Genomic DNA, 25,126 nt, shown 5'->3' on the forward strand with positions numbered 1-25,126 from the left:
TCGCGCCCGGACGCAGCGGCGCGAGGTACGTGCCCGGACGCGGCGGCTGCGCGGCGGCCGGCGCGCGGCACACGCGCGGCTCTCCGGCGCGGCGCGCGACCCAGCGATCGGCGGCGCGCACCGCGGCCTCGGCCTGCGAAGCGTCCGCGTTCGCGAGGACCGCGACGCGGAGCGGCCCCGCGCGGAGCGACTGCGCGCGGGCGAGGACCGACGCGTCGGACGAGCGCGCGATCGGCTCGCTCGATCCCCACGGATCGATCCACGACGAGTGGGTCGGCGCGAGCTGCGACGCGAGGAGCGCGATGACGGGTCCGTCGTCCTTCGCGTCGCGGCGCAGGAGGTCCGCGCGCGCGCGGCTGATGTTGCGTCCGTCGATCGGCTCCGCGGCGAGCGCGCGCGTCGCGACGTCGGCGAGGCGCCGCGCGAGGGAGGCGGGCGGCTCGTTCGCGCGCGGGGCTCCGTGCGCGAGGAGACCGACGCCGTCGATCGCGACCCACGGCTCGATCGCGACGTCGGCCGCGCCGCGCGCCGACGTCGCCATGTCCGCCGCCGCGCTCGCGAAGATCGCGCTGAGGCCAGCCTCCGCGTCGGTCTCGCCGTCGGCGCCGCACGGCGATCCGACGAGGACCCACGCCTCGCCCTGACCCGCCTCGACGCGCGTCTTCGCCTCCACCACCGGCTGCGTCCACGCCGCGGTCGCCTTCGTCACCGCGGCCGAGAGCGAGTCGCGCAGGACCGCCGACGCGTCTTCTTTCGTCCCGCGCTTCGACGGGAGCACGAGCGTGACGGAGCCGCCGGCCGGCTTCGGCGGCGCGCCTTGATCGACGAGCGCCCACCACGCCGCGCGCTCCGCCGCCTCGCGCGCGTCGCCCGATCGCCGCGCGACGACGCGCCCGTCGGCGGGGGTAGGCCCGAGCTCGGCGAGCCGCGCCGACGCCTCGAGCTTCACGAGCGCGGCCGCGTCCGCGACGCTCGAGGAGGTAGTCGAGCTCGTCGTCGCCTCGAGGAGGATCCCCGCGCAGCCGCCGCGCGCGTGCGCCGCGCCGGTGACCTCGCGCACGCGGAACGGCGGATCGAGCTCGGCGAGGCGCGCCGCGAGCGGGCCCTTCGGATCGCCGAGCGCCTCCGCCGCCGCGATCGCCGCGCTGCTCGGGCCGACGTCGAGCGTGACGAAGACCCCGGGCGGGGACGCGGCGTCGAGGCCTTCGTAGGCGTCGACGATCGTCTCGGCGGGCTCGCTCCGCGTCCCGATCGGCGCGCCGATCTTCCACGCCGGTCCGCTCAGGATCGCGCGCGCGACCGCCTCGCCGATCGCGGCGCGCCCGGTCGCGGCGAGGGCGACGCGGCTGAGCCCGAACGCGCCCGCGCGCCACCGCTCGAGCCGCGCGGCGTCGACGGCCTCGTAGTCCTTCGTCCGCTCCGGGATCCCCCACGGCTCGCCGACGCAGCGCGCGTAACGTTCGAGCGACTTGTCGTGGAGCGGCCGCTGCCCGAGCGCGGCGAGCTTCCTCCGCGCGGGCCCGAGGTCGACGTCGGTGATCGGCGCGGAGAGCGCGTCGCGGATCGCGTCCGCGACGCGAACGCCCTCCGCTTCGCCGGAGACGAGCGCCGACGCGCGGAACCCGTCCCACGCCGGGACGACGGCGACGTCGATCGCGCGCGCGCGGAGCCGCGTCTCGACGAGCGCGGCGAGCGCGGTCGGCGGCTCCGGATCGTCGCCCGCGCCGTCCCAGCCGACGCCGGTGGTCGTGACCGCGACCGCGATCGCGGCGGCGGGATCGCCCTCGCGTCCGACGACGACGACGGGCGGCCTCCCGCTCGCGAAGCGCACGTCGGGGTGCGCGGGGTGGCGCGCGTTCTCGGCGGGGGAGGGCGGACCGCACGCGGCCGCGAGCGCGACGCACGCCGTGAAGGTGATGCGTCCGAGGCCCGCGCGCGCTCCGAGCATCAGTCCTTGACGATGTCGGCCGGCGTCCGCGGAGCGATGTGGAGGTTGCAGAAGAACGTGACGATGCCGGTGAGCGACTTGAGCTTCGTGTCCTTCGTGATCTCGAGCGGCTTGAGGTCCATGAGCTCGTTCACGAGCTGGGGCGCGGTCGGAAAGGGCGTGCAGGCGTTTCGCTCCAGGCCCTCCGGCGGGGGCTTGTCGTCGAGGAGCCCCGCCGAGTTGCGACCCGACGCCGGGTCGCTCGTCATGTCGCGGCGGACGGTGACGTTCTTCACCGTCACGATCATGTTGAGCCACTTGCGGCCGGTCTCGTAGGTCTCGAGGTCCTCGATGTCGATCTCGACCGGCGGAGGGGTGTTGGCCTCGTACCGGAAGTAGGCGATGGGGCTCGCGATCTGCACGAGCGCGGTGCCGTCCGCGAACTTGAGCGGGACCTCGGTGTTCTCCTGGTACGTGCCGCGGAGGTCGAGCGTGTCGCCGGCGCCGACGCGCAGGTTGCCGGGGACGAACGACGGATTGAAGAGGCTGATCCCGGAGTACGGCTCCTGCGAGCCGAGGTCGGCGATGTAGATCGTGCCGGTGCTCCGTCCGTCCTTCGTCTCGTCGTAGGCGTCGACCGCGACGACGACCGCGCCGCTCACCGCGACCGGCGTGCCGTGGGCCACCTTCATCTCGCTGTCGGGGTCCGCGATCTCGCGGATGCGCGCGTCCTTCCCCTCGGGCTGCGGGACCACGATCGTGGCCGGCGTGTCTCCGAACTGGGAGTCGCACGCGCCGAGGACGCCCAACGCAAACAGGAGCCGCGCGAAACGCACGACTCCTGCTTACCAGCTCCAGCGCGGAAAGTCAGGTCACGCCGCGATGCGACGGGACAGCACCGACTCGAGGCGCGACTGGATCTTGTGCTTCTTCGAGTAGACCGTCTTCACGCTGATGTTCATCCGGTCGGCGATGAGCTGCGGGTCGAGGCCCTCGCCGAAGTAGAGCGCGGCGAAGGTGCGGTCCTTGTCGCTGAACTCCGCGAGCGTGTTCTGCGCGATCTTCGCGCGCTCGTGCTCGCAGGTGAGCTCGAAGGGATCGGGCAGCTCGCAGACGAGGTCCAGCGCCTCCGAGATGCACTCTTTCTGCGGCTCGCGCTTGAGCGAGCGAAGGTAGTCGTAAGCGGCGTTGATCGCGAGCAAGCCAATCCAGGAAGAGAAGCGGTTCCCGCGGGCGGGGTCGAAGGAGCGAAGCTTGTGCATGTCCGAAGCAAGCAAGGAGACGTAAAGCGTGGCGTAGATCTCGCGGACGTCGTCGGCGGAGACGATCGAAGCGAAGCGCCGCGTCACCTTGGTGATGCAGCGAAGGATCAAGCGATCGAAGCGAGCCTGGAAGGCGCTCCAGGCGGCGCGCTCGTTGGCGAGCATTCCAGCGACGAGGTCTTCGTCGGAAGCGAAGCGATCGGAAGCAGAGGCAAGGGAAGCGACGACCTCGGAAGAAAGCTTGGGAAAGATTCCGCTCTCGGTGACCGTATTCATGATGAGTGGCTCCGCGTCTCGTCCGTAACTAAGCGCCGGGTCTCTCGTCCGGCGATGACCTCAGGAGCACCCGACGTGCCAGCGGTCGAGCCCGCCGCCTCCCGGCGCAAATTGCGGAAATCCCAGGGAAGGCGTCGCCGTCACGCGCCGTAACAGTGCGTAACAGTCGGCGTAACAGGCGTAACGTTCGGCCCGAGTGTTACGGTCAGGCTTGTCAACGTCGGGGGCTTCGCCCCCGACACCCCCACCCCAGACACGGCCCTCGCGCTGCGCGCTCGGGGCGCTTCGCGCCCGCTTGCGCGGCCGCTTCTGGGGCCCCGGATGGCCCGTGATTTGTCGGTTCTTATTTGTGGTGTTGGTTGTGCTTGGGGGGTGTGGGCGGGGGGCTAGTGATGCGTCGGTGCGGGCGGGGGGCCAGGTTGGGGAGGCGAGCTGGTATGGGCAGGCGCTCGCGGGGCGGAAGACGGCGAGCGGGGAGCGGTTCGATCCGCAGGGGTTCACGGCGGCGCATCGGACGCTGAAGCTCGGGACGTGGGTCGAGGTCCGGCGCGTCGACACGGGGGCGACGGTGCGCGTTCGGATCAACGATCGTGGGCCTCACGTCGCGGGACGCATCATCGATCTGTCGCGGCGCGCGGCGGAGGAGCTCGACATGGTGCGACGCGGGGTCGTTCGCGTCGAGGTGCGCGTCGTCAGCGGACCTTGAGGCTGGGCTCGGTCGCGCGGCGCTTCTTCGGCGTCGCGGCCTGACGCGACGGGGGCGGCGTCGTCTGCGATCGGCTCGCCAGGAACGCGAGCGCTTCACGCTCGAGGCCGGTGAGGACGCGCTGCCACTCGGCGCGCGTGAGGTCCTCGCGCGAGTAGACGAAGTGCTGGCGGGCCTGCTCGCGGACGATCACGCGCATCTCGTGCGGGAGCTCGTGCATCCAGCTGTACTCCGCCGCGGCGCGCGCGAGGTTCGGGGGGAGGCTCTCGATCGGTCCCGAGGCCGGCGGGGACGAGGGGAACGACGACGGCATGTCCTCGCCGAGCGCGAGCGCCTCGAGCTGCGCGTACGAGACCCCCCAATGCGCGGCCACTTTACGGCGGAAGTCCTCGCCCGGCTGCCGCGTCGGCGTGGTCGACAGCATGTTGCTGAGATGAGCGCCGGACACGCCGAGACGCTTCGCCAGCCTCGCCTGAGCCCCCCTCGGGGCAAGAGCTAGCTCCTCTCGCAGCCGCGCCAACACGTATTGTTTGATGCGGCGGACGCGCTGATCGTCCTGTCCCACGCAGGTACAACCTAGGTCCATTCGCGTTAACGGGAGCTAACTTCGGTCACTATTTTTTCTGCTTCAGCTGCTCGGTCACGTCGCACAGCCCCAGCCGATGGTCTTGTGCATATTGCACATAGAGCGCGGCCGCACCGGCGACCTCCATACGATCCATGTCGTTCAGCGGACGAACGCGCTTCGCCGGACGACCAATCGCCATGCCACCCGACTCGATCCGCGCGCCGGGGGGGACGAGGGAGCCAGCTGCGACGAAGACGTCCTCCTCGATGACGGCGTTGTCAAGGACCGTGCTGCCCATTCCGACGAGGCAGCGGTTCCCCACCGTGCAGCCGTGGATGATGGCCGAGTGCCCGATCGTCACGTCGTCGCCGATCGTCGTCGCGGCGCGGCCGTTCGTCACGTGGACGACGGCGTTGTCCTGCACGTTCGTCCGCGCGCCGATCCGGATCGGGAACACGTCGCCGCGGAGGACGGCGCCGAACCACACGCTCGAGCCTTCGCCGATGACGACGTCGCCGATGACGGTCGCGTTCGGTGCGATCCACACGCTTGGGTGGAGCTGAGGCATGACGCCGTTAAGGGAGTAGATCGGCATGGCCGCTATATAGCCCAGCGCCCACCCCCTCAGGACACCCTCTCGGGGTCCGGCGCGTAGAGCGCGTCTTCGCGCCCACCCCCTCAGGCCAACCCTCTCGGGGGGTCCGGGGCGTGGAGCGCGTCTTCGCGCGACCGGCCCCGGCGGGGAGAGCTCGAGAGGGGCAGAGCCCCTCTCGACTAGACAAGAGGAAGGCGGCGTCGCAGCGGCCGGATGACGTGCGGCCCTGGTGCAGGGAGCGCGCGGAGCGCCTCGGCGGTGGGCTCGCCGGCGAGCGAGTGCTTGAACGCGTCCGTGATCGTGACGGCGACGACCTCGCCGGAGAGATCGCGCTCGTCGCCGGCGTCGACGTGGACGATCTCGTTGCGATCGGTCCGCCCCTCCCAGGCCCCCGTCTTGCCGCGGCCCTCGACGAGGACGGACGCGGTGGTGCCGACGAGGCGAGCGAGGTGCGCCTTCCCGAGCGCCTCCGAGAGCTCGAACAGGCGCGCGAGGCGCTCGCTCTTCTCCTCCTCCGTGACGTCGTCCGTGAGCTTGAGCGCCGGCGTGAACGGGCGCGGCGAATACTTGAAGCCGAAGAGGCCGGTGAAGCCGATCTCCTCGACGAGCTCCAGCGTCTGGCGGAAGTCCGCCTCCGTCTCGCCGGGGAAGCCGACGATGACGTCGGTCGACACGGTGAGATCGGGGCGCGCGCCCTGGAGGCGGCGCACGCGTTCGGTGTATTCTGCACGCGTATAGCGGCGGATCATCCGCTTGAGCATCCGGTCGCTCCCGGACTGGACCGGCATGTGGACGTGGCGCGCGAGCACGTCGAGCTCGCGATGCGCGTCGACGAGCGCCGGCGTGAGGTGGCGCGGGTGCGGGCTCGTGTAGCGGACGCGCCGGAGCCCCGGCACGCGCGCGAGGAGGCGGAGGAGGGAAGGGAACTGGCTCTCGTCCGGATCGTCCGACGCCGGCGGCGGCAGGCTCGCGTCGCGGTAGCTGTCCACCGTCTGACCGAGGAGCGTGATCTCGCGCGCGCCGGCGGCGACCCAGCGCTCGGCCTCGGCGAGGATCTCGCCCGCGGGCCGGTAGCGCTCGGGGCCGCGCGTGTACGGCACGATGCAGAAGGAGCAGCGCTCGTCGCAGCCCTTCATCGTCGTGATGAACGCGCTGACGGGCGCGGCGCCGGGCGCGGGCGCGGCGGCGAGGAAGCGCGGCGTGTCGACGTCGAAGACCGTGTGCGCGCGCGGCGGCGCGCCTGCGATCTGATCGGCGACGAGGCGCGGCAGCTCCGCGAGGTTGTCGGGGCCGACCACGAGATCGAGGTGCTTCACGCGCGCGAGGAGCTTCTCGCCCTCTTGCTGCGCGACGCAGCCGGCGACGGCGAGGACCATCCCTCCGCGCTTCGCCTCCTTGTAGCGCGCGAGCTTGCCGACCTCGCTCCGCAGCTTCTGCTCCGCCTTCTCGCGGACGCTGCACGTGTTGAGCACGACGAGGTCGGCCTCGTCGACCGACGCCGCCGTCGTCCAGCCGTGCGCCTCGAGCACCTCCGCCATCCGGTCGGAGTCGTGCGCGTTCATCTGGCAGCCGAACGTGTGGACCAGGTATTTGCCCGACACCGCGGCGTCTCTAGCACCGTCATCGAGGCTCGTCGATCGGTCCGGCGCCGAGCACGGTCACGGCCGCCGTATCGCCGGGACGCAGGCGCGGCAGCGCCCACGCGCGCGCGCCTTCGCCGGTCGCGTTCAGCGCGATCGCGACCGCCTCGTCGCGATCGTGGAGCGAGAGCTCGACCGCGAGGTCGCCGCCGCCGGGGTTGCCGACCGTCGCGACGACGCCGCCGTTGATCGTGACCTCGAAGCGCGGTCCCGCCGAGGCGGCGGCCCCGCCGCGGGGCGGGGGCGGAGCGGGGCGGCGGCCGGACGCCTCGGGGTGCGCGACCTCGATCCCGAGCACGTCGCCGATCCGGAGCTCGAGCGCCGCGCCGCCGGGCTCGATCATCTCGTTCAAGAGGAGGTGGAGCGCGCCGTCGAAGACGACGTGCGCGAGCTTGGGCTCGGGGCCGAGGTGGAAGCTCGCGACCTCCTCGTCGTTCACGAACAGGTACACCTCGATCGCCATCCGGTCCGCGCGGAAGGCCGCGTCGCGCACGAGGCGCTCCGCCTCTTCGGCGCTCGGCGTCCACGGCGTGGGGGCGCGCGCGAAGTCCCAGGCGAACAGCTCCGGCGCGCGTCCTTGCCGCCAGCGGACGACGAGGTCGCGCCGGAGCGTCGCGTGGTACGCGTGGTAGGCGACGTGATCGAGCGCGAGCGTCGCGTCGCAGTCGGGGCACGTCTCGCGCGCGAGCTCGATCGCGATCTCCGCCGCGAGCCGCGTCGCGGAGGCGACGAGCGCGTCGAGCGACGCGTACGGCGGCTGCTCGATCGGATCGATCGCGAGCGGCAGCGTCCGCGCGCAGGCGGCGCACGTCGCGAACGCGACGCGCAGGTCGTGCGTCAGGCGGCCGTGCGCCTCCGTCTCTTCGCGGCGGACCGCGGCGAGCTCCTCGGCGTACGGTGCCATCCAGGCGGCGTATCACGAAGCGCGCGCGAGCTCATCGACGAGATGGTCGTCCCAGAGCGGGGCCATCTCCCGCCGGAAGAAGCCGAAGTGCCCGACGCGTTTCACGCCGAGGTCGTGCGGCTCGAAGCGGCGCATGTCCTTCGGGGCGCTCGTGTAGAAGCCGTGGATCGACGCCACGTTCTTCTCCGACATCATCTCGTCGTCGGTGAACGAGAGCGACGTGATCGGCGTCTTCACGTCGGCGAAGAGCGTCGAGGCGCGCGGCTCCGCCCCCACCGCGTAGTCGCGATCGAGGCACCAGCGCCGCCACTGCTCGATGACGCCGCGCGGGAGGTCGCCCACCATCCCGAGCTTCCGCCCCGGGAAGTAGCCGAAGAGCGGCGTCGCGAGCGGCACCGCGCCGAACCAGAAGAGCCACACCTTGCGCCGCGTCGGGGCCGCGTTCTCGCGCCAGTAGCCGCTCCCGGTCGCCACCGTGACGATCTTGTCCGCGATCGCGCGGTTCGGGACGAAGGGCACGATCTGGCCGCCGAGGCTGTGCCCGAGCCACGTGATCGGCAGGCCGCCCGCGCGCTCGGCGAGCGCGTCGAGCGCGGCGGCGGTGTCGCGCTCCGCCCAGTCGCGCACGATGTCGGCGTCGAGATCGGCGAGCGACCCCCGCCGCGACGCCCCGATCCCGCGGAAGTCGAAGGTCATCGTGGTGAAGCCGCGCTCGGCGAGGCGCTCGGCGAGCGGCTCGTAGAACCGCTGCGACACCCCCATCGCCCCGACGACGAGCACCGCGCCGATCGGTCGCTCCGCGGGGAAGAGGCGCGCGGCGAGGGCGTATCCGTCGTTCGCGGTGATCTCGACGTCCATACGATCGAGGTAGCAGACACTGTCAAGCGATCGAGTGGCATAATCGAAAAACACCTTTGCAGGATCTGCATCAATCCGATGAACGAGCTCGAATCGGCGAACGTGTTCCTCCAGGTCGTCCGCTCGAACGGCTTCACCGGCGCCGCGCGCGCGCTCGGCCGGAGCGCGTCCTCGCTCTCGCGCGTCATCGCCGGGCTCGAGGCGCACCTCGGCTCGCAGCTGTTCACGCGGACGACGCGGAGCCTCCACCTCACCGAGGCGGGCGCGCTGTACCGCACGCACGCGGAGGCGCTCGTCGCGGCGAGCCGGGCGGCGCACGACGCGCTCGCGGAGCTGCGCGGCGCGGTCCCGCGCGGACACCTCCGCGTCGCGATGCCGGTCTCGGTCGGGGAGCGGCTCCTCGCGCCGCACCTCCCCGCGTTCCGCGCGCGGCACCCGGAGCTCCGCCTCGCGATCGATCTCTCGGACCGCAACGTGGCGCTCGTGCAAGGAGGCTTCGACCTCGCCATCCGCGTCGGACGCCCGCCGGAGAGCTCGCTCCGCGCCCTGCTCCTCGGCCGCATCCCCATCGTCCTCGTCGCGAGCCCGGCCTACCTCGAGCGCCGCGGCGTCCCGCGCCGCCCGCGCGATCTCGCGAAGCACGACTGCATCACGGTGGGCCCTCACCTCGGCCCCACCGACTGGACCTTCCATCGCGGCGCGCGCAAGGAGCGGGTCGGCATCGAAGGCGTGGTGGAGACGTCGAGCGCGACGTTCGCGGGGCAGCTCGCGGTCGCGGGCATGGGCCTCGTGCGCACGACGAAGTGGCTGATCAAGGACGAGCTCGCGCGCGGCGCCCTCGTGGAGGTGATGGCGCCCTGGTCGTGCGATCACCCGCGCCACGGAGGCGTCCCGATCTACGTGCTCTACGCGCAGGCGGGCACCGCGACCCCTCCGCGCAAATCTCGCGTCTTCGTCGAGCTCGTGAAGGAGATCATGGCGATGGAGGTCGCGCGCGGCTGACGCGCGGCTGAGCCGTCGAACGAGGTCGTACGTCCGGCGCATCGGCGGTATCCTCGGGGCGCCATGGCCAAATTCGAGACGCTGGTCGACATCTTCACGGACGCCGTCAAGACGTATCCGGACAACCCGCTCTTCGGCACGAAGAAGGACGGGACCTGGAGCTGGATGACGTACCTGGAGTTCGGGAAGGCGGTGGACGGGTTCCGCGCCGGCCTCTCCTCGCTCGGGGTCGGTCGCGGCGATCGCGTCGTCTGCATCGCGAACAACCGGCCGGAGTGGGCGATCGCCGCCTACGCCTGCTACGGGCTCGGGGCCGCGTTCGTCCCGATGTACGAGGCCCAGACCGCGAAGGACTGGGAGTTCATCATCAAGGACTGCGACGCCAAGATCGTCCTCGCCGCGACGGACGGGATCACGGACAAGCTCCTCGCGCTCGAGGGCGCGATCCCGTCGGTGCAGCACGTCGTGTCGATGGACCCGGCGACGAAGACGACGGACAAGGTGAAGTCGTTCAAGGAGCTCCGCGCGACGGCGAAGAAGGTCCCCTCGATCAAGCCCGATCCGGAGGACACCGCCGGCTTCATCTACACGAGCGGCACGACCGGCAACCCGAAGGGCGTCATCCTCTCGCACACGAACATCGCGTCGAACGTGAGCGCGATGCACGCCGTCTTCCCGATGAGCCCGATGGACCGGTCGCTCTCGTTCCTGCCGTGGGCGCACGTGTTCGGGCAGACGGTGGAGCTGCACGGGCTCCTCTCGATGGGCGCGAGCATGGCGATCGCCGAGAGCGTCGAGAAGATCCTCGACAACCTCGCCGAGACGAAGCCGACGCTGCTCTTCAGCGTCCCGCGCATCTTCAACAAGCTGTACGCCGCGGTGCAGAAGCAGATCTCGAGCAAACCGCCGATCATCCAGAACATGGTGAAGTCCGCGCTCGCGTCGCGGGCGAAGCAGCGCAAAGGCGAGGAGGTCGGCGTCGTCGAAGGGCTCGTCCTCGCGATCACCGACAAGGTCGTCTTCTCGAAGGTGCGCGCGCGGTTCGGCGGTCAGCTGAAGTACGCGTTCAGCGGCGGCGCGGCGATCTCGACCGAGGTCGCCGAGTTCATCGACTCCCTCGGCGTCACGGTCTACGAGGGCTACGGCCTCTCGGAGACGTCGCCGATCGCGACCGCGAACTGGCCGAACAACCGCAAGATCGGCAGCGTCGGCAAGGCGATCCCGGGCGTCTCCGTGTCGATCTCGGACGACGGCGAGATCGTCGTCCACGGCCCGAACGTGATGAAGGGCTACCACAACCGCCCCGACGAGAACGCGGCCGTGCGCACCGCCGACGGCGGCTTCAAGACCGGCGACATGGGGCGCATCGACAAGGACGGCTTCCTCTTCATCACCGGCCGCCTCAAGGAGCAGTACAAGCTCGAGAACGGCAAGTACGTCGTGCCGACGCCGCTCGAGGAGCAGCTCAAGCTCTCGCCGCTCGTCCTCAACTGCATGGTCTACGGCGACAACAAGCCGTACAACGTCGCGCTCGTCGTCGCGAACGTCGACGCGCTGAAGAAGTGGGCCTCCGACAACGGCCTCGGCGAGTCGGACCCCGACAAGCTCCTCGCCCACACGAAGGTGCGTGGCCTCATGAAGAAGGAGATCGACACCTACGGCGAGAAGTTCAAGGGCTTCGAGGGCGTGAAGGACTTCGCGCTCATCGGCGACGACTTCACGACCGAGAACGGGCTCCTCACCCCGAGCCTCAAGGTCAAGCGGCGGCAGGTCACCGACAAGTACAAAGACGTGATCGAGTCGCTCTACGAGAAGAAGAAGGAGAAGGCGGCGTAAGCCGCTCAGGTCGGCACCGCGTCGGTCCCGGCGCCGCACACGAGCGCGCAGGGACGGCGCGCGCCGGCGAGCGGGGCGCGGCGCGCGAGCACCGCCGCGACGGCGGCCGCGCCCGAGAGCTCGACGCCGACCCCGACGTTCGCGAGCAGCCAGCGCGCGGCGTCGCGCATCTCGTCGTCGGTGACGAGCACGATCTCGTCCACCACCTCGCGCACGATCTCGAACGTGTACCGCTCCGATCGTCGCGGCGCGAGCGTGCCCGCCTTCGTCGCGATCGCGGGGAGCTCGATCACGTCGTTCGCCCGCAGCGACTCGTAGAGCGTCGGCGCGCCGGCGGGCTCGACGCCGACGATACGGAGGCCCGGGCGGAGGAGGCGCGCGGCCTTGCCGGCGCCGGCGACGAGGCCCCCGCCGCCGATCGCGACGACGAGCGCGTCGGTGTCGGGCGCCTGCTCGAAGAGCTCGAGCGCGATCGTGCCTTGGCCCGCGACGACGTCGGGATCGGCGAACGGGTGCACGTAGGTGAGGCCGTCGCGCTCGGCGCGCGCGATCGCGGCGGCGTGGGCGTCGTCCCAGACGTCGCCGGCGCGCACGACCGTCGCGCCCCAGCGCTCGATCCGCCGCGCCTTCTCCGCCGAGGTGTGGTTCGGGAGGTAGACCGTCGTCGGCGTCCCGACCGCGTGCCCCGCGAACGCGACCGCGAGCCCGTGGTTGCCGCCCGACGCGGTGACGATCCCGCGCGCAGCGACCTCGGGCGGGAGCGCGAGGACGCGGTTCAGCGCGCCGCGCGCCTTGAACGAGCCCGTCACCTGGAGGCACTCGAGCTTCAGCCGCAGCGGCGCGTCGAGCCGATCGTCGACCGCGGGCGTGACCTCCGCGCCGGCGCCCGCCGGCACGACGCCGGGGACGACGTCGACGACGCGCGTCGTGAGGATGCGGTCGCGCACGCGGGCGCGGGCGGCGTCGAAGAACGCGCGATCGATCATCGTATTCGGACGACGACGTTGTCGTAGCGGAGGCCGATCGTCTCGCTCGTGCGCTGGCTCGTGTAGAAGGCGCCGACGTAGGCATCGGCGACGTCGCAGCTCGGCGCGAACGTGACGGGGACGTCGCCGAGCGCCCGGCCGTCGACGGTGAGGGTGGTGACTCCCCGTGCGTTCGGCGGCGCCGAGCTCTCGAGGAGCAGGTGGTGGCGGCGCTTCGGCTCGAACGTCCCGACGTCGGTGGGCCGCGCGCCGCCGACGAGCTTGAGGTTGTTCGTCGCGTCGACGGCGAGCCCGAGCGTCGCGGCGCAGTCCTCGCCGCGGATGACGAAGCCCGCGATGACGGCGTACTCCATCGCGATCGTGTCGACGACGAAGTCGAGCTCCAGCGTCATCGTCGTCTTCGCGGGGTAATCGACGAGGTGGACGGTGCCGTGCCCGCCATGGTCGTTCTGCCCCTGCCTCGTGTCGGAGACGTCGATCGCGAACGCGCCGCCGGCGACGGAGGCCTTCCACCAGTCTCCGCTCTGCGAGAGGAGGTCGAAGCCGAAGGGCGAGGCCGCCGGCGCGTCGAAGTCGAGGCACTTCGTGGCGCGCACGGTGCTGCAGAAGGGCGCGCTCGCGTTGGTGGTCGACGCGCCGCCGGTGCTCGAGGTCGAGGACGACGAAGACGACGAGGTCGACGACGGGCGGCCGGCGTCGGACGCGACGGGCGTCGGACCCTGGAGGTCGAGGCCGCACGCGGAGACGACGACGAGCACGGCGACGCGACGCACACCCCAAGCCTACGCGATCCGCGGCTATGATCGGAGGATGCGTGCGGCGGTGATCCAGCTCTCGAGCCAGGACGATGTGCGGAAGAACCTCGAGCGCGCGACGGCGCTCGTCGCGGAGGCGGCGCGCGCGGGCGCGACGCTCATCGCGCTGCCGGAGAACTTCGCGTTCATGGGGGAGGAGTCGCACAAACGGGAGATCGCGGAGAGCACGGAGGAGGGGAGTCAGGGGCCGATCACGAAGGCGATCGTGGAGGCGGCGCGCGCGAGCGGCGTCTGGCTCGTCGCGGGCGGGATGCCGGAGAAGACGGCGGACCCCGCGCGCCCGTTCAACACGTCGCTCCTCGTCTCGCCCGAGGGCGCCGTCGTCGCGCGCTACCGGAAGATCCATCTCTTCGACGTCGACCTCCCCGACGGCACGAAGCTCCTCGAGAGCGGCGCGACCTCGGCCGGGAGCGAGCCCAACGTGGCGACGCTCGAACCGGAGCGGAAGCTCGGGATGACGATCTGCTACGACCTCCGGTTCCCCGAGCTCTATCGCCGCCTCGCGAGCGAAGGCGTCCGCATCGTCACGGTGCCGGCGGCGTTCACGCTCACGACGGGGAAGGACCACTGGCACGTCCTGCTCCGCGCGCGCGCGATCGAAAACCAAGTCTTCGTCCTCGCGCCGGCGCAGCACGGGCGGCATCCGCGGAACCGGCAGACCTACGGCAAGAGCCTCATCGTCGATCCGTGGGGCGACGTCCTCGCGCAAGCGGCGGAGGGCGAGGGCTGGGCCGCCGCGACGCTCGACTTCGCGGCGCAGGACCGCGTGCGCGCGTCGCTGCCGTGCCTCACGCACCGTCGGCTTTAGTCGCCGCGGGCAGGTCTTCGGACGGCTTCGTCGGCGGGGCGACGGAGAGCTTGTCGTCGGACTCGACGATCATCGACGGCGGCGTCATCGACGGGACGCCGGCCGGCAGGACGAGCGAGTCGGGCGGCGGCTCGATGCCGGGGAAGTTGCGGAAGCCTTCGCACGACTTCCGCTTGTTCGCGAAGAACGGGATCGCGCGGAGCGTGAGCTTGAACCACGCCGAGAGCTTCTGGAAGAACGAGCGCTGCACGATCTCGGGGCGCTCCTTCGCGATCTCGGTGAAGTCGATGTAGATCGTCTTCACCTCGCCGAGGCCCTCGAGGTCCTCCTTGCTCTCCTTGCCGAGCGGCTTGAGGTCCGGATCGAGCCGCTCGAACACCGGCTCGCTCATGAGCATGTACTCGGGGATCGGCACGTTGTTCTTGAGGAGGCGGTGGACGAAGATGACGTCGACGCCCGCGAGCTCGGTGAGGCGCTTGATGCGCTGGAAGGCGACCTCGCCGACGTGGGCGACGAACTTCAGCGTGAGCTGCGCGGCTTGCACGCAGCTGTCGCAGTTGCAGAGGCGGTCGGACTCGAACTCGGCCTGCTTCTCGAGGAAGGCGCGGCGGATGCGGCCCGCGATGCTCGCGAACTGCGCGAGCGCGTCCTTGTCGCTCTGCTGCTGGGGGAGCTTCGCGTAGAAGAAGGCGGCGTCGCCCTCGAGCTTCGCGAGCTTCAGCTTCGGCTCCGCGCCGTCGATGACGGCCTCGAGCAACGTCGCGATGATGACCTGCGCGTGCGCGAGGTTCACGCGATGAAGCTTCATGAACTTCGTGTACCCGCCGATGTCGGCGATCACGAGGAGTGCCCGCTCACTCACGCGGTGAGCGTATCACCGTTACAAGTGGTCGCGTGCGATGTCGGCCCAGGTGCCGGTGGGCTCGAGCTCGAGGTAGCGCTTCCAGTGGACGCGCGCGCGGGCCTTGTCGGCGAGGGCCTCGTAGGCCATCGCGAGGTTGAAGTGGGCGTCGGCGAAGCGCGGGTCCGTCTTGATCGCAGCTTCGAAGTAGGTGACGGCCCGCGACGCATAGCCGCGCTCGAGCATCACGTAGCCGAGGTTGTAGTGCGCCTCGGGCTGGCGCTCGTCGATCGCGAGGGCCTTGCGGTAGAGCTGCTCCGCGCCGGCCTCGTCGCCGCGGCGGAAGCGGATGTTGCCGAGGTTCGTGTACGCGATGGCGAGGTTCGGATCGAGCTCGGTCGCCTTCTTGTAGAGCTCCTCGGCTTGATCGAAGGAGGTGGGGTCTTCGTCGAGCGCGCTCGCGCGCATGTAGAAGTCGTAGGCGGAGCGGGCGCGGAGGCCGTCGGGCTCTTGCCGCAGCACGCGCACGACGTCGTCGCGGAGGCCGTCGACGCGGAAGTCGAGCACCATCTGTCCGCTCACCGGCTCGAACGCGCCGTCCTCCGCCTTCACGACGACCTTGCGTCCGTCGGAGACGATGCGGAGCTCCTGGAGCGGGCGCGTGACGCGGGGGAGCGCGCGGCGGAGCGCGCCGATCGCCTGGACGACGTCCTTGAGGCGGATGTTCTGATCGAGGAGCCCGCGCGTGGCGCGGAGCGCGATGAGGTCCTGGAACGTGTACGCCTTGCGGCCGTTGCGCGTGGCGCTCGGCGAGACGACGTTCGACTTGTCGAGGTTCCGGAGGCGCGCGACCGTGACGCCGAGGAGCTTCGCGACCTCACGCGGGGAGAACACGTCGGTGACGGGCTCGCCCGTGCTCGGCGGGGGAGGAGTGGGCTCGGGCGCCGGCGGCGCCACCGGCTCGGCGTGCTGGATGCGCCCGCCGCCGGGACCGAACGCGACGTGGATGACCTGGCCACCCTTCTTCGCGTCCGGCTTCTTCTGCCCGCCCTTGGTGTTGCCCTTTTGCTTCTTCGAGGTCGGCATGCCGTCGATGACGAGGTTCATGGCAGAGTCCTCGTGACCCTCCGGCGCTCTATCAAAGGCGCCTGGACGTCGACGTCAATCCTCAACCCGCGCGGATCGTCCGCAAAGTGAAGCTCGCACGCCACGCGACCGAGCATCCCGGGCGCGCGGCTCGCCGCTTCACGATGCGCATACCGAACCGCATGCACGTGCGCATGCACGTCTTTTCGCGCGATCGCGAGCAGCTCTGCACGATCTTCCAACGAGGTTTCCACAGGAAGCTCGAGGATCAGGCTCGTCGACCCGTACCAGACGCGCTCGTCGTCCTCGTCCCGCGGCGCGCCCTCGCTCATCGCGTCGGCGTTCGCGAAGAGCTCGCGCCAACGCCCTTCGGTGGTGCGGATCATCGAGCCGTTGCGCTCGACGAGCGGCGGCTGACGCGTACGAGCAAGCCCGGGCCCACGACGTGCGTTCGTCACATGACGATCGTCGCAAGTCGGATCGTGGCTTCGCCACTTTCTGTCAACGCAGGGGCTGCGCCCCTGCACGCCGCGCGCTCGCTTTCGACTGGGAGGGTTGGGTCGCCGTCGCCGTCGCCGTCGGCGTTGAGCGCGCGGTAGCGTCAGCCTCTAAGGACCTCAGTAAGCGGCGCGGAGGTGGCGGGCGGGCGGGTCGAGGGGGACGGTGATGGGCTCGATGAGGACGCCTTGCGGGGTCGACTCGATCCAGGTGGCGTGGGCGACCTGGGGGTGATCGTCGCCTCCGTACGAGAGGGGCTGCTTGAGGCCGTCGGGGGCTTCGCCGATGCTGCCGACGTTCACGACGCGGACGCCGCCGATGTCGCGCTGGAACGGGGTGTGGCTCATGCCGCAGACGACGACGTCGCCGCAATCGTCGCCGAGCTCTGCGTCGATCTCCTCGTCCGTCATGTCGAACGTGAGCGCCTCGTCGGGGTGCAGCGGAGAGCCGTGCACGAGGACGAGCTCGCCGCCGTCCTCGAGCGGGACGCGCTGATGGGTCGGGAGCCGGCGGATGCGCTCGAGCACGAGGTCGCCGAGCTCGGCGCGGACCTGCTTCATGCGCTCGAGCATCACGCGCTCGTGCTCGCTGCGGGGGTGGAGCGAGCTCGGGTCGAGCGTGGCGAGCGCCTTGTCCGAGACGCCCTGCACCATCACCGCGCCCGCGGCGGTGAGGCGGCGCCACGTCTCGAGCGGCTCCGGCCCCGGGAACACGATGTCGCCCGCGACGAGCAGCTTGTGGAACGACCGGCGCTCCGCGGTGGCGAGCACGGCGCGCAGCGCGTCGAGGTTCCCGTGAATGTCGGAGACGCAGAGCATCAGCATCGGAGCGGCCGCAGCTTAGCGCGCTGGGCAAAGCCCTCCAAACCCCCTTCGCCGTGGTGGGAAATGGGGGGCGAGGGGGGCGAAGCCCCCGTTCGTCGTGAGCCCCAGGCGAACGACCGGGGTATGGGGCGGAGCCCCATCACAAAGAGGCGCGGAGGTCGCGGACGAGCTCGCGGACGGCGGCGTCGCTCTTCGGGTCCTTCTCGATCCGGCGGACGATCTCGGAGCCGACGACGACGCCATCGGCGTGCTCCGCCGCGATGCGGGCGCGGTCGGCGGAGTCGATGCCGAAGCCGACGACGGTCGGGCGCTTCGTCACCTCGCGCACGCGCTTCGCCTCCTCGCCCGCCTTGCCGAGCACCTCGCTCGCGCCCGCGCCGCCGGTCACGCCCGTCATCGAGACGTAGTAGACGAAGGGGACCGGGTAGCGGTTCGCGAAGAGCCCGATCTTCTCGATGCGATCGAGCTTCGTCGTCGGCGCGACGAGCGGCACGACGCCGACGTTCCGCACCGCGCAGGCCTCGCGGAGCGGGGTCGACTCGTCGATCGGGAGATCGACGACGAGGAGCGCGTCGACGCCCGCGTTCGCGACCGCGCGCGCGGCGTCCTGCTCGCCGCGCACGAAGAGCGGGTTGTAGTAGCCGAACAGGACGAGCGGCACGTCCGACTTTTCTCGGATCGCGCGCGCGACCTCGAGCGTCTCGGCGAGGCCGCCGCCGCGCGCGAGCGCGCGCTGGCTCGCGCGGGCGATCGCGACGCCGTCGGCGGACGGATCGCTGAAGGGGCAGCCGAGCTCGAGGACGTCCGCGCCCTCCTCCGCGCACGCGAGCGCGAGCGCGATCGAGCGCTCGGCGTCGGGGTCGCCCACGCAGAGGTACGTGACGAGGACCTTCTTTCCTTCCGCCGCGCGCTTCGCGAAGACGTCGTCGATCCGTCCCATCAGTTGGCCTCGTTCCCGAGGCAACGCGCGAGGAGCGTCTCCAGATCCTTGTCGCCGCGACCGGAGAGGCAGAGCACGATCGTGGCGGGGCGCCCGATCCCCTTCGCCACCTCGGACGCGATCTCGCCGAGCTTCGCGATCGGGTGCGACGTCTCGAGCGCGGGGATGATCCCCTCCGTCCGCGCGACGAGCGACGCGGCGGCGAGGGCCTCCTCGTCCGTCGCCGAGAGGTAACGCGCGCGCCCCGACGTCTTGAGCCACGAGTGCTCGGGGCCGACGCCGGGGTAGTCGAGGCCCGCGCTGATCGAGTGCGCCTCCTTGATCTGCCCGCCCTCGTCGCAGAGGACGAAGCTCTTCGAGCCGTGGAGGATGCCGACGCGACCGGCGGTGAGGGTCGCGGCGTGCTTGTCGGTCGCGACGCCGTGCCCGGCCGCCTCGACGCCGTAGAGCTTCACGCTCGCGGCGGCGAGGAAGCCGCGGAACATGCCGATCGCGTTCGAGCCGCCGCCGACGCACGCGACCGCGGCGTCCGGCAAGCGCCCGGTCCGCTCCATCAGCTGCGCGCGCGCCTCGGTGCCGATGATCGACTGGAGCTTCGCGACGAGCTCGGGGTACGGGTGCGGGCCCGCCGCGCTGCCGATGCAGTAGTGCGTCGTCGCGACGTTGGTGACCCAGTCGCGGAGCGCCTCGTTCATCGCGTCCTTGAGCGTCTTCGAGCCTGACTCGACCGCGATGACCTTCGCGCCGAGGAGCTTCATCCGGCCGACGTTGGGCGCCTGGCGCTTCACGTCCTCCGCGCCCATGTAGACCTCGCACGGGAGCCCGATCAGCGCGCACGCCGTCGCCGTCGCGACGCCGTGCTGCCCCGCGCCCGTCTCCGCGATGATGCGCGTCTTGCCCATCTTCGAAGCGAGGAGGACCTGCCCGATCGCGTTGTTGATCTTGTGCGCGCCCGTGTGACAGAGGTCCTCGCGCTTGAAGAAGAGGCGGCCGATCGTCTTCTTCGACGGATCGATCTCGCGCGCGAGGCGATGCGCCTCCGTGAGCGGCGTGGGCCGGCCGACGTAGTTCGTGAGGAGCGCGTTGAGCTCGGTTTTGTAGGCCTCCGACGTCCCGATCCCGGCGATCGCCTCGGTGAGCTCGTCGAGGGCGGGGATCAGCGTCTCGGAGACGAAGCGTCCGCCGTAGGGCCCGTACCAGCCGGGATTCTGCGGATGATGAGAAGACGGCACGCGACCAACGTATCAGGCCTCTGCGCCGGCGGCTGGGGACACGGCCGCTTCGGGCGGAATACGGCGCCGTCGGTCGAAATGCCTCCGTCACCCGAGCGTCTCAACGTGGTTTACCGCAATCAACCTACATGCCTCGACCATTAACGTCCGCGCCCACGATGATGAACCCCGAGCTCTGGCGCGTGCAGTTGGGTACCGGCGAGGTCCGCATCATGACCCTCGACGAGCTCGATCGAGCCTTCGACGCGGGCTACATCCACGCGCGGACGAACGTCCTCGCTCCGGGCTCGTTCCACTGGACGACGCTCGGCGAAGCGGCGGGCCTCGACGAGCCTCAGGTCGAGCAGACGCCGAGCCTCTCGCCGATGGCGATCGCGTCGAGCTCGCCCTCGGCGTACTCGTTCCCGCAGATCCCGCAGCAGTCGGGCCTCTCGATGCACTCGTTCGGCGTCGGCGACGACGATCCGGACTTCGCCCCGCGCCGCAAGCGCGGCCTCGTCTTCGGCTTCTTCGTCGCCGCCGCGGCCGCGGCGTGCACGTTCGCCGTCACCACCGGCAAGCTCGGCGGCGGCATCGCGGCCGAGCACCACGAGGCGGCGACCGCCGCGCTCGCGCCGGCGGTGGAGCAGACCCTCCCCGCCGCGGCGACGCCCGCGCCGAAGCCGGAGGAGAAGGCCGAGGAGACGAAGGAAGAGGCGAAGCCCGCGGGCCTCGCCGACGACCTCAAGAAGAAGCTCCTCGACGCGGACAAGGAGCGCGAGGCGAAGCTGAAGGCGAAGGCCGAGAAGGCAGGCAAGGGCCTGAAGCGCCGCATCCGGAGCCGCGGCAACAGCGGCGAAGGCGCGACCAGCGCGAAGGACGAGAAGCTCGTCCAGGGCGGCGACAAGTTCGACCCGCTCAACGGCAGCCTCTAAGCGCGGGGCTTTGCCGATGCGTCGCGCGATGTCGACGCTGAGAGCGGTGCGCGAGTCCCTCGTCGAGGCCTCGCGCCGGCATAGCCGCGTGGCGCACGAAGTGGAGGACCTCGCGCACGACATCGTCGTGTCTGCGTTGCGACGCGGGACTCCGCTCGACGGCGAGACCTTTCTCTGCAACGTCCAGAGCGCGGTGCGAAGACACGGTGCCTTCCTCGCCCGCACCGCCGGGCGCCGCCGGGCTCGCGAAATGCGCAGCGCGGACGTCGCGGGCGGCGACGACACCGGAGATGACCTCGGAGCTGACGGTGCTCCGCCGTCGACGCTGTCGCCCACGCTGCAGACGACGCTGTTCCTGCTCGTCTTGGGGCTCGAGAAGGCCGAGCTCCGCGTGGCGCTCGGCGTCACCGATGCGGCGCTGCGGAAGCGGTTTCAGGCCCTGCGGGAGCACAGCCCCGTTGCTCGTCCCGACATTCCGATTCCGACGAGGACTCCTGCGCTCTCGGAGCTACGCCGCAGTCAGGTCAAGCTGCTTCCTCGGCTCACGGTGGCGCTCGGCGGTCACGCTCGGCGGACCCTCGCTGCCGGCGATCCCGACGGCCACGGGTTGATTTTCATCGAGGCGCTCACACCGGGCCGTCGCACGGCAACTCCTGGTACGTCCGCTGTGAAAGGAGACCCATGCTCAACGCCCAGATCAAGAACCTCGCCATCGTCTTCATAGTCGGGGACCTCGCCCGCGCTCACCGCTTCTATTCGAAGACCCTCGGGCTCACGTTCGAGGTCGAAGACTTCGAAAATGGCTACCTCCAGGCTCGTCTTCCGGGCGACGTCGAGTTCGTGTTCTTGCCGGGCGAGGCGTCACGCGGGTCGAGCCCGCAGGTGGTCTTTGGTCTCGCCAAAGGCGGCATCGACGCGCTCGTCGCCTCGCTCGCCGCCGCGGGCGTCGAGATCGTCACGCCCGTGACCGAAGCTCCGGGCGGCTGGTCCGCCGAGCTCAAGGATCCCGACGGCCACATGCTCTCGCTGTACCAGGACGGCGCGCTCCCACGCTGAGGCAGTCGGCCGGAATCGGGTCCAGGAAGGGGAGGGAGTGCGGCGAGGCGCGGCGCAGCATCGACGTGCCTGTGCTCAAGCGGTTCACGACGCCCATCCCCACATTTCCCATCGAATACGGCTGCGTCGCGTGCATGTGGAGTGGACAAGCAGCGGGCGTGCCGGAGGGGTGCGGGTCTTCGCCGCAGGCGCGCGCGGCGGAATTGCTCCAGGGTCGAGGCGATGCACGCGGACGCTCGGCTGATCGACACGGACCTCCCTGCTCGGCTCGATCGGTTGCCCTGGAGCCGGTGGCACTGGCGGGTCGTCATCGCGCTCGGGATCACGTGGCTCCTCGACGGGCTCGAGGTCACGCTCGTCGGCGCGGTCGGGAGCGTGCTCGGCGAGCCGGACACGCTCCACTTCACCGCCGACGAGATCGGCGTGACCGTGAGCGCGTACCTCGTCGGCGCCGTGATCGGCGCGCTGTTCTTCGGGCGGCTGACCGATCGGCTCGGGCGGAAGAAGCTCTTCTTCGTCACGCTCGCCGTGTACCTGCTCGCGTCGTTCCTGACCGCGTTCGCGAACGGGCTCGCGCTCTTCGTCGTGTTTCGGTTCTTCACCGGGATGGGGATCGGCGGCGAGTACTCCGCGATCAACGCCGCGATCGACGAGCTGTTGCCGGCGCGCGTGCGGGGGCGCGCGGACCTCGCGATCAACGGGACCTACTGGCTCGGCGCCGCGCTCGGGGCGCTCGGGACGCTCGTGCTCCTCGATCCGCAGGTGATCCCGCGCTGGCTCGGGTGGCGCGTCTGCTTCGGGCTCGGCGCGAGCCTCGGGCTCGTCATCCTGTTCACGCGGCGGCACCTGCCCGAGAGCCCGCGCTGGCTCATCATGCACGGGCACCTCGACGAGGCGGAGCGCGTCGTCGCCGAGATCGAACAGCACGTGCGAGACGAGGGAAAGCCCCTCCCCGTCGGCGACGCGCCGAAGCACGTCGTCGACACGCACGCCGACACGAGCTGGGCGCGCATCTTCCGCGTGCTCCTCGTCGTGCACCGGCGGCGCTCGATCCTGGGGCTCGTGCTGATGGTCGCGCAGGCCTTCGCCTACAACGGCGTGTTCTTCACGTACCCGCTCGTGCTCTCGAAGTTCTACGACGTGAAGCCGGACGACATCGGGCTCTTCCTCCTCCCGTTCGCCCTCGGCAACTTCATGGGGCCGCTCATGCTCGGACCGCTCTTCGACCGCGTCGGGCGTCGCCCGATGATCGCGCTCACCTACGGGATCACCGGCGTGCTCCTCGCCGTGAGCGGCCTGGCGTTCGCGTGGAACGTCGTCGGCGCCGTCGGGCTCACCGCGCTGTGGTGCCTCGTGTTCTTCGTCGCCTCCGCGGCCGCGAGCTCGGCCTACCTCACCGTGAGCGAGCTCTTCCCGGTGGAGCTCCGCGGGATGGCGATCGCGGTGTTCTACTCCGTCGGCACCGGGGCCGGCGGCGTGGCGGCGCCCGCGCTGTTCGGGAGGCTCGTGGGGAGCGGATCGCGCGAGGGCGTGCTGAACGGGTACCTCTTCGGCGCCGCGCTCATGGTCGGCGCCGCCGTCGTCGCCGCGTTCCTCGCCGTGCCGGCCGAGCGGCGATCGCTCGAGGAGATCGCGGAGATGGGGCGCTGAGCTCATCGCGCCTTGCTCCGCTTCTTCTTCGCCGCGGCCTTCTTCTTCGCGGGCCTCGCCGGCGCGGGCTCGTCGCGCGTGGTGTCGACGCGCGCGGGGCCGCGTTTTTCGCGGAGATCGTCGAGCAGGCCCTGGCGGTCGATCTCGAGGAGCGCGGCCCACGCGTGGCGGCACGGGTCGGGGGTCATCGACTCCGACGGGCACGTGCACTTGATGAGGAGGCGGCCGCGGTCGACGGTGAGGTCGACCTCCTGCGGGCGCGGGCCGCGCACGCGGGCGCGGACGTGATCGCGGCTCGTGTCGAGCAGCTCCACGCCGCGCGTGTGGCACTCGAAGCCCTTGAGCATGGCCGGCGGCGCGAACGCGTGGCCGACGCGGCCGGCGACGGAGACGGCGAGGGGAGAGACGGAGAGCGAGAGGGAAGGTGACGCGTGCATGCGCGCGCCTGAAGCCAGCGCCATGCCACGAGCGCGCACCAACGATCTTCGAGGGTTGGCGCGCGTGACCATATGGCCCGGGCCGGCCGGGGCCAGGCCAGGGGCCAGGGGAAAGGGCGTTACAATCGCGGGTATGGACATGTATCGCGATCCGCTGGCGGGGCTCCGCAGCCAGATCGCGACGAAGCGCGGGCTCCTCGAGCTCCGCGAGCGCGCGCTGCCGATGCTCCTTCGATCGATGTTGCCCGCGGCGCTCGTGAAGGAGCTCTCGGCCAAGGTGCCCGCGGCGGAGGTGGACCCGAGCTCGCTCGAAGGGCTCGCCGGGGTCGAGACCGCGCTCGACTCGCTGCTCGCCGCGCACGACGAGGCGGCCGCGCTCGCGCCCAAGCTCCGCGAGTGCCCCGACGAGGTGCCGGATCCGCCGCGGCCGGCGACCGCGCCGCCGTGGGTGATCGAAGAAGAGCCGCAGCTCGATCATCGCGCCGCGCTGACGCGGCGGCTCGCCGAGATCGAGCCGGACGCGTTCATCGTGCGCTGGGACGACTGGACGTACCTCTCGCGGTTCCAGCTCGCGGGCGCGCCGCTCGTCGTGCGATCGCGGCACGTCAGCTACCACCGCACCGTCGAGCACGTGCGCGACTCCGCGCGGAACTGGGCGCGCACGAGCGTGCCGCGGAGCCTGCCGCCGATCGTGGTGCACGCGGAGGGCGTGCTCCACACGATCGCGCGGAAGCTGCGCCTCGTGCGCGACGTCGCGACGGGGGACGCGCCGTTCGACCGCGCCTACGTGATGGAGGGACACCCCGGCGCCGTCCTCGCGATCGGGGCCGACGTGCGCGCGGCGTTCGTCGCGGCGCTGCCGACGCGGCTCCACCTCGTGGTCGATCGCGGCGTCGCGGAGGTCTCGTGGCGATCGTCGTACGAGCCGCGCGCGCTCCTGCCGGACGAGGTCTTCGCGATCCTCCTCGGCGTTCGCGCCGCGATCGAACGGGCGTAGGATCGCGACGCTGGCGCCCGACTGGGCGTATCCTTACGCCATGATCTCCCGGAGCCAGCCTTGGTGAACGTCCTCGTCCCTTGTTCGGCGTGCGCACGCCACGTCCGCGCCGGCGAGCCGGCGTGCCCGTTCTGCGGGGCGGCGCGGGTCGCGCAGCAGCTCGTCGCGGCGCCGTCGTTGCCGTCCGGGCTCTCCCGCGCCGCGCTCCTGCTCGCCAGCGCGGCCGCGCTCGCGGCGTGCGGGAAGGAACCGGCGCCGCCGCCGAAGCCCTCGCCCGACAACACCGCGCTCGCTCCGGCCTACGGCGGGCCGCCGGAGGACATCGTCTCGGCCGCCATCTATGGCGAGCCGGTGTTGCTCGAGGACGCTGGAGGGCCGCAACCGCAACCGCAACAGGCCGACGCCGGCCTGCGCAACCAGGCGCCCGCGTACGGCGCGCCGCCGAAGGCCCGTTGAAATAGCCCTCGC

27 protein-coding genes are annotated in these 25,126 nt (G+C 71.1%); 10 read left to right on the top strand and 17 right to left on the bottom strand.

The window, feature by feature from the left end:
- The 3 genes from KF837_21485 to KF837_21495 all read right to left on the bottom strand — a co-directional run.
- A partial coding sequence (locus KF837_21485; GenBank protein ID MBX3229907.1) for a hypothetical protein occupies positions 1 to 1,948 on the bottom strand: 1,948 nt, incomplete at its 3' end.
- On the bottom strand, positions 1,948 to 2,763 hold the full coding sequence (locus KF837_21490; GenBank protein ID MBX3229908.1) for a hypothetical protein: 816 nt from the start codon (positions 2,761 to 2,763) through the stop codon (positions 1,948 to 1,950). The genes KF837_21490 and KF837_21485, both read right to left, overlap by 1 nt.
- A 36-nt stretch (positions 2,764 to 2,799) precedes the next feature.
- Positions 2,800 to 3,465, bottom strand: coding sequence for a sigma-70 family RNA polymerase sigma factor (locus KF837_21495; protein MBX3229909.1), 666 nt, complete (start codon positions 3,463 to 3,465; stop codon positions 2,800 to 2,802).
- Positions 3,466 to 3,865: 400 nt separating this feature from the next.
- On the opposite strand from KF837_21495, the gene KF837_21500 reads away from it, so the two are divergent.
- Positions 3,866 to 4,171 (top strand): septal ring lytic transglycosylase RlpA family protein, encoded by a 306-nt coding sequence (locus KF837_21500; protein ID MBX3229910.1) that lies wholly within the window; start codon positions 3,866 to 3,868, stop codon positions 4,169 to 4,171.
- Here KF837_21500 and KF837_21505 read toward each other — a convergent pair.
- The 5 genes from KF837_21505 to KF837_21525 all read right to left on the bottom strand — a co-directional run bounded on the left by KF837_21505 (position 4,158) and on the right by KF837_21525 (position 8,736).
- Positions 4,158 to 4,619: a hypothetical protein gene (locus KF837_21505; GenBank protein ID MBX3229911.1), complete on the bottom strand. Its 462-nt coding sequence runs from the start codon at positions 4,617 to 4,619 to the stop codon at positions 4,158 to 4,160. The genes KF837_21500 and KF837_21505 overlap by 14 nt on opposite strands.
- 166 nt (positions 4,620 to 4,785) lie before the next feature.
- On the bottom strand, positions 4,786 to 5,334 hold the full coding sequence (locus KF837_21510; GenBank protein ID MBX3229912.1) for a gamma carbonic anhydrase family protein: 549 nt from the start codon (positions 5,332 to 5,334) through the stop codon (positions 4,786 to 4,788).
- A gap of 179 nt (positions 5,335 to 5,513) precedes the next feature.
- Positions 5,514 to 6,896, bottom strand: a complete 1,383-nt coding sequence (gene miaB, locus KF837_21515; GenBank protein MBX3229913.1) for a tRNA (N6-isopentenyl adenosine(37)-C2)-methylthiotransferase MiaB — start codon at positions 6,894 to 6,896, stop codon at positions 5,514 to 5,516.
- Positions 6,897 to 6,954: 58 nt separating this feature from the next.
- Positions 6,955 to 7,878 (bottom strand): hypothetical protein, encoded by a 924-nt coding sequence (locus tag KF837_21520; GenBank protein MBX3229914.1) that lies wholly within the window; start codon positions 7,876 to 7,878, stop codon positions 6,955 to 6,957.
- A 12-nt stretch (positions 7,879 to 7,890) separates the two neighbouring features.
- Positions 7,891 to 8,736 carry an alpha/beta fold hydrolase gene (locus KF837_21525; protein MBX3229915.1) on the bottom strand — a complete coding sequence of 282 codons (846 nt, stop codon included), beginning with the start codon at positions 8,734 to 8,736 and terminating at the stop codon, positions 7,891 to 7,893.
- Between the two features lie 78 nt (positions 8,737 to 8,814).
- Here KF837_21525 and KF837_21530 point away from each other — a divergent pair, with 78 nt between their 5' ends.
- Positions 8,815 to 9,738: a LysR family transcriptional regulator gene (locus tag KF837_21530; GenBank protein ID MBX3229916.1), complete on the top strand. Its 924-nt coding sequence runs from the start codon at positions 8,815 to 8,817 to the stop codon at positions 9,736 to 9,738.
- 63 nt (positions 9,739 to 9,801) lie between these two features.
- The gene (locus KF837_21535; GenBank protein ID MBX3229917.1) at positions 9,802 to 11,574 is read left to right on the top strand and encodes a long-chain fatty acid--CoA ligase; all 1,773 of its coding nucleotides are present in this window, start codon (positions 9,802 to 9,804) and stop codon (positions 11,572 to 11,574) included.
- A 5-nt stretch (positions 11,575 to 11,579) separates the two neighbouring features.
- Here KF837_21535 and KF837_21540 read toward each other — a convergent pair whose 3' ends face one another.
- Together KF837_21540 and KF837_21545 are read right to left on the bottom strand one after the other, a co-directional pair.
- Positions 11,580 to 12,560, bottom strand: a complete 981-nt coding sequence (locus KF837_21540) for a pyridoxal-phosphate dependent enzyme (GenBank protein ID MBX3229918.1) — start codon at positions 12,558 to 12,560, stop codon at positions 11,580 to 11,582.
- Positions 12,557 to 13,333: a hypothetical protein gene (locus KF837_21545; GenBank protein MBX3229919.1), complete on the bottom strand. Its 777-nt coding sequence runs from the start codon at positions 13,331 to 13,333 to the stop codon at positions 12,557 to 12,559. Before KF837_21545 ends, KF837_21540 begins: the two co-directional genes overlap by 4 nt.
- Before the next feature lie 37 nt (positions 13,334 to 13,370).
- Here KF837_21545 and KF837_21550 point away from each other — a divergent pair, with 37 nt between their 5' ends.
- Entirely contained in the window at positions 13,371 to 14,183 is an 813-nt protein-coding gene (locus KF837_21550) for a carbon-nitrogen hydrolase family protein (protein MBX3229920.1), read from the top strand.
- Here the strand turns inward: KF837_21550 and KF837_21555 are convergent.
- From KF837_21555 to trpB, 6 genes are all read right to left on the bottom strand, one after another.
- Complete coding sequence (locus KF837_21555) at positions 14,164 to 14,991, bottom strand: DUF2652 domain-containing protein (GenBank protein ID MBX3229921.1); 828 nt, start codon at positions 14,989 to 14,991, stop codon at positions 14,164 to 14,166. The two genes, KF837_21550 and KF837_21555, sit on opposite strands and share 20 nt — an antisense overlap.
- A gap of 72 nt (positions 14,992 to 15,063) precedes the next feature.
- Positions 15,064 to 16,110, bottom strand: a complete 1,047-nt coding sequence (locus KF837_21560) for a tetratricopeptide repeat protein (protein ID MBX3229922.1) — start codon at positions 16,108 to 16,110, stop codon at positions 15,064 to 15,066.
- Between the two features lie 17 nt (positions 16,111 to 16,127).
- Positions 16,128 to 16,568: a hypothetical protein gene (locus KF837_21565; GenBank protein MBX3229923.1), complete on the bottom strand. Its 441-nt coding sequence runs from the start codon at positions 16,566 to 16,568 to the stop codon at positions 16,128 to 16,130.
- A 159-nt stretch (positions 16,569 to 16,727) separates the two neighbouring features.
- Positions 16,728 to 17,426 (bottom strand): metallophosphoesterase family protein, encoded by a 699-nt coding sequence (locus KF837_21570; GenBank protein MBX3229924.1) that lies wholly within the window; start codon positions 17,424 to 17,426, stop codon positions 16,728 to 16,730.
- Between the two features lie 145 nt (positions 17,427 to 17,571).
- The gene (gene trpA, locus KF837_21575) at positions 17,572 to 18,372 is read right to left on the bottom strand and encodes a tryptophan synthase subunit alpha (GenBank protein MBX3229925.1); all 801 of its coding nucleotides are present in this window, start codon (positions 18,370 to 18,372) and stop codon (positions 17,572 to 17,574) included.
- Positions 18,372 to 19,604 carry a tryptophan synthase subunit beta gene (trpB, locus tag KF837_21580; GenBank protein MBX3229926.1) on the bottom strand — a complete coding sequence of 411 codons (1,233 nt, stop codon included), beginning with the start codon at positions 19,602 to 19,604 and terminating at the stop codon, positions 18,372 to 18,374. Before trpB ends, trpA begins: the two co-directional genes overlap by 1 nt.
- A gap of 158 nt (positions 19,605 to 19,762) precedes the next feature.
- Here trpB and KF837_21585 point away from each other — a divergent pair, with 158 nt between their 5' ends.
- The 4 genes from KF837_21585 to KF837_21600 all read left to right on the top strand — a co-directional run bounded on the left by KF837_21585 (position 19,763) and on the right by KF837_21600 (position 23,224).
- Entirely contained in the window at positions 19,763 to 20,518 is a 756-nt protein-coding gene (locus KF837_21585; protein ID MBX3229927.1) for a hypothetical protein, read from the top strand.
- 28 nt (positions 20,519 to 20,546) lie between these two features.
- A complete protein-coding gene (locus KF837_21590; GenBank protein ID MBX3229928.1) occupies positions 20,547 to 21,242 on the top strand; it encodes a hypothetical protein in 696 nt (231 codons plus the stop codon).
- On the top strand, positions 21,200 to 21,574 hold the full coding sequence (locus tag KF837_21595; protein MBX3229929.1) for a VOC family protein: 375 nt from the start codon (positions 21,200 to 21,202) through the stop codon (positions 21,572 to 21,574). Before KF837_21590 ends, KF837_21595 begins: the two co-directional genes overlap by 43 nt.
- 276 nt (positions 21,575 to 21,850) lie before the next feature.
- On the top strand, positions 21,851 to 23,224 hold the full coding sequence (locus KF837_21600) for an MFS transporter (protein MBX3229930.1): 1,374 nt from the start codon (positions 21,851 to 21,853) through the stop codon (positions 23,222 to 23,224).
- A 2-nt stretch (positions 23,225 to 23,226) separates the two neighbouring features.
- On the opposite strand, the gene KF837_21605 is transcribed toward KF837_21600, so the two are convergent.
- Positions 23,227 to 23,685 (bottom strand): SWIM zinc finger family protein, encoded by a 459-nt coding sequence (locus tag KF837_21605; GenBank protein MBX3229931.1) that lies wholly within the window; start codon positions 23,683 to 23,685, stop codon positions 23,227 to 23,229.
- A gap of 109 nt (positions 23,686 to 23,794) precedes the next feature.
- On the opposite strand from KF837_21605, the gene KF837_21610 reads away from it, so the two are divergent.
- Together KF837_21610 and KF837_21615 are read left to right on the top strand one after the other, a co-directional pair.
- Positions 23,795 to 24,658 carry a hypothetical protein gene (locus KF837_21610; protein ID MBX3229932.1) on the top strand — a complete coding sequence of 288 codons (864 nt, stop codon included), beginning with the start codon at positions 23,795 to 23,797 and terminating at the stop codon, positions 24,656 to 24,658.
- A gap of 63 nt (positions 24,659 to 24,721) precedes the next feature.
- The gene (locus tag KF837_21615) at positions 24,722 to 25,114 is read left to right on the top strand and encodes a hypothetical protein (GenBank protein ID MBX3229933.1); all 393 of its coding nucleotides are present in this window, start codon (positions 24,722 to 24,724) and stop codon (positions 25,112 to 25,114) included.
- Positions 25,115 to 25,126 lie beyond the last annotated feature (12 nt).

The sequence above is a fragment of the Labilithrix sp. genome, from assembly GCA_019637155.1.
Classification (GTDB): Bacteria; Myxococcota_A; Polyangia; order Polyangiales; family Polyangiaceae; genus Labilithrix.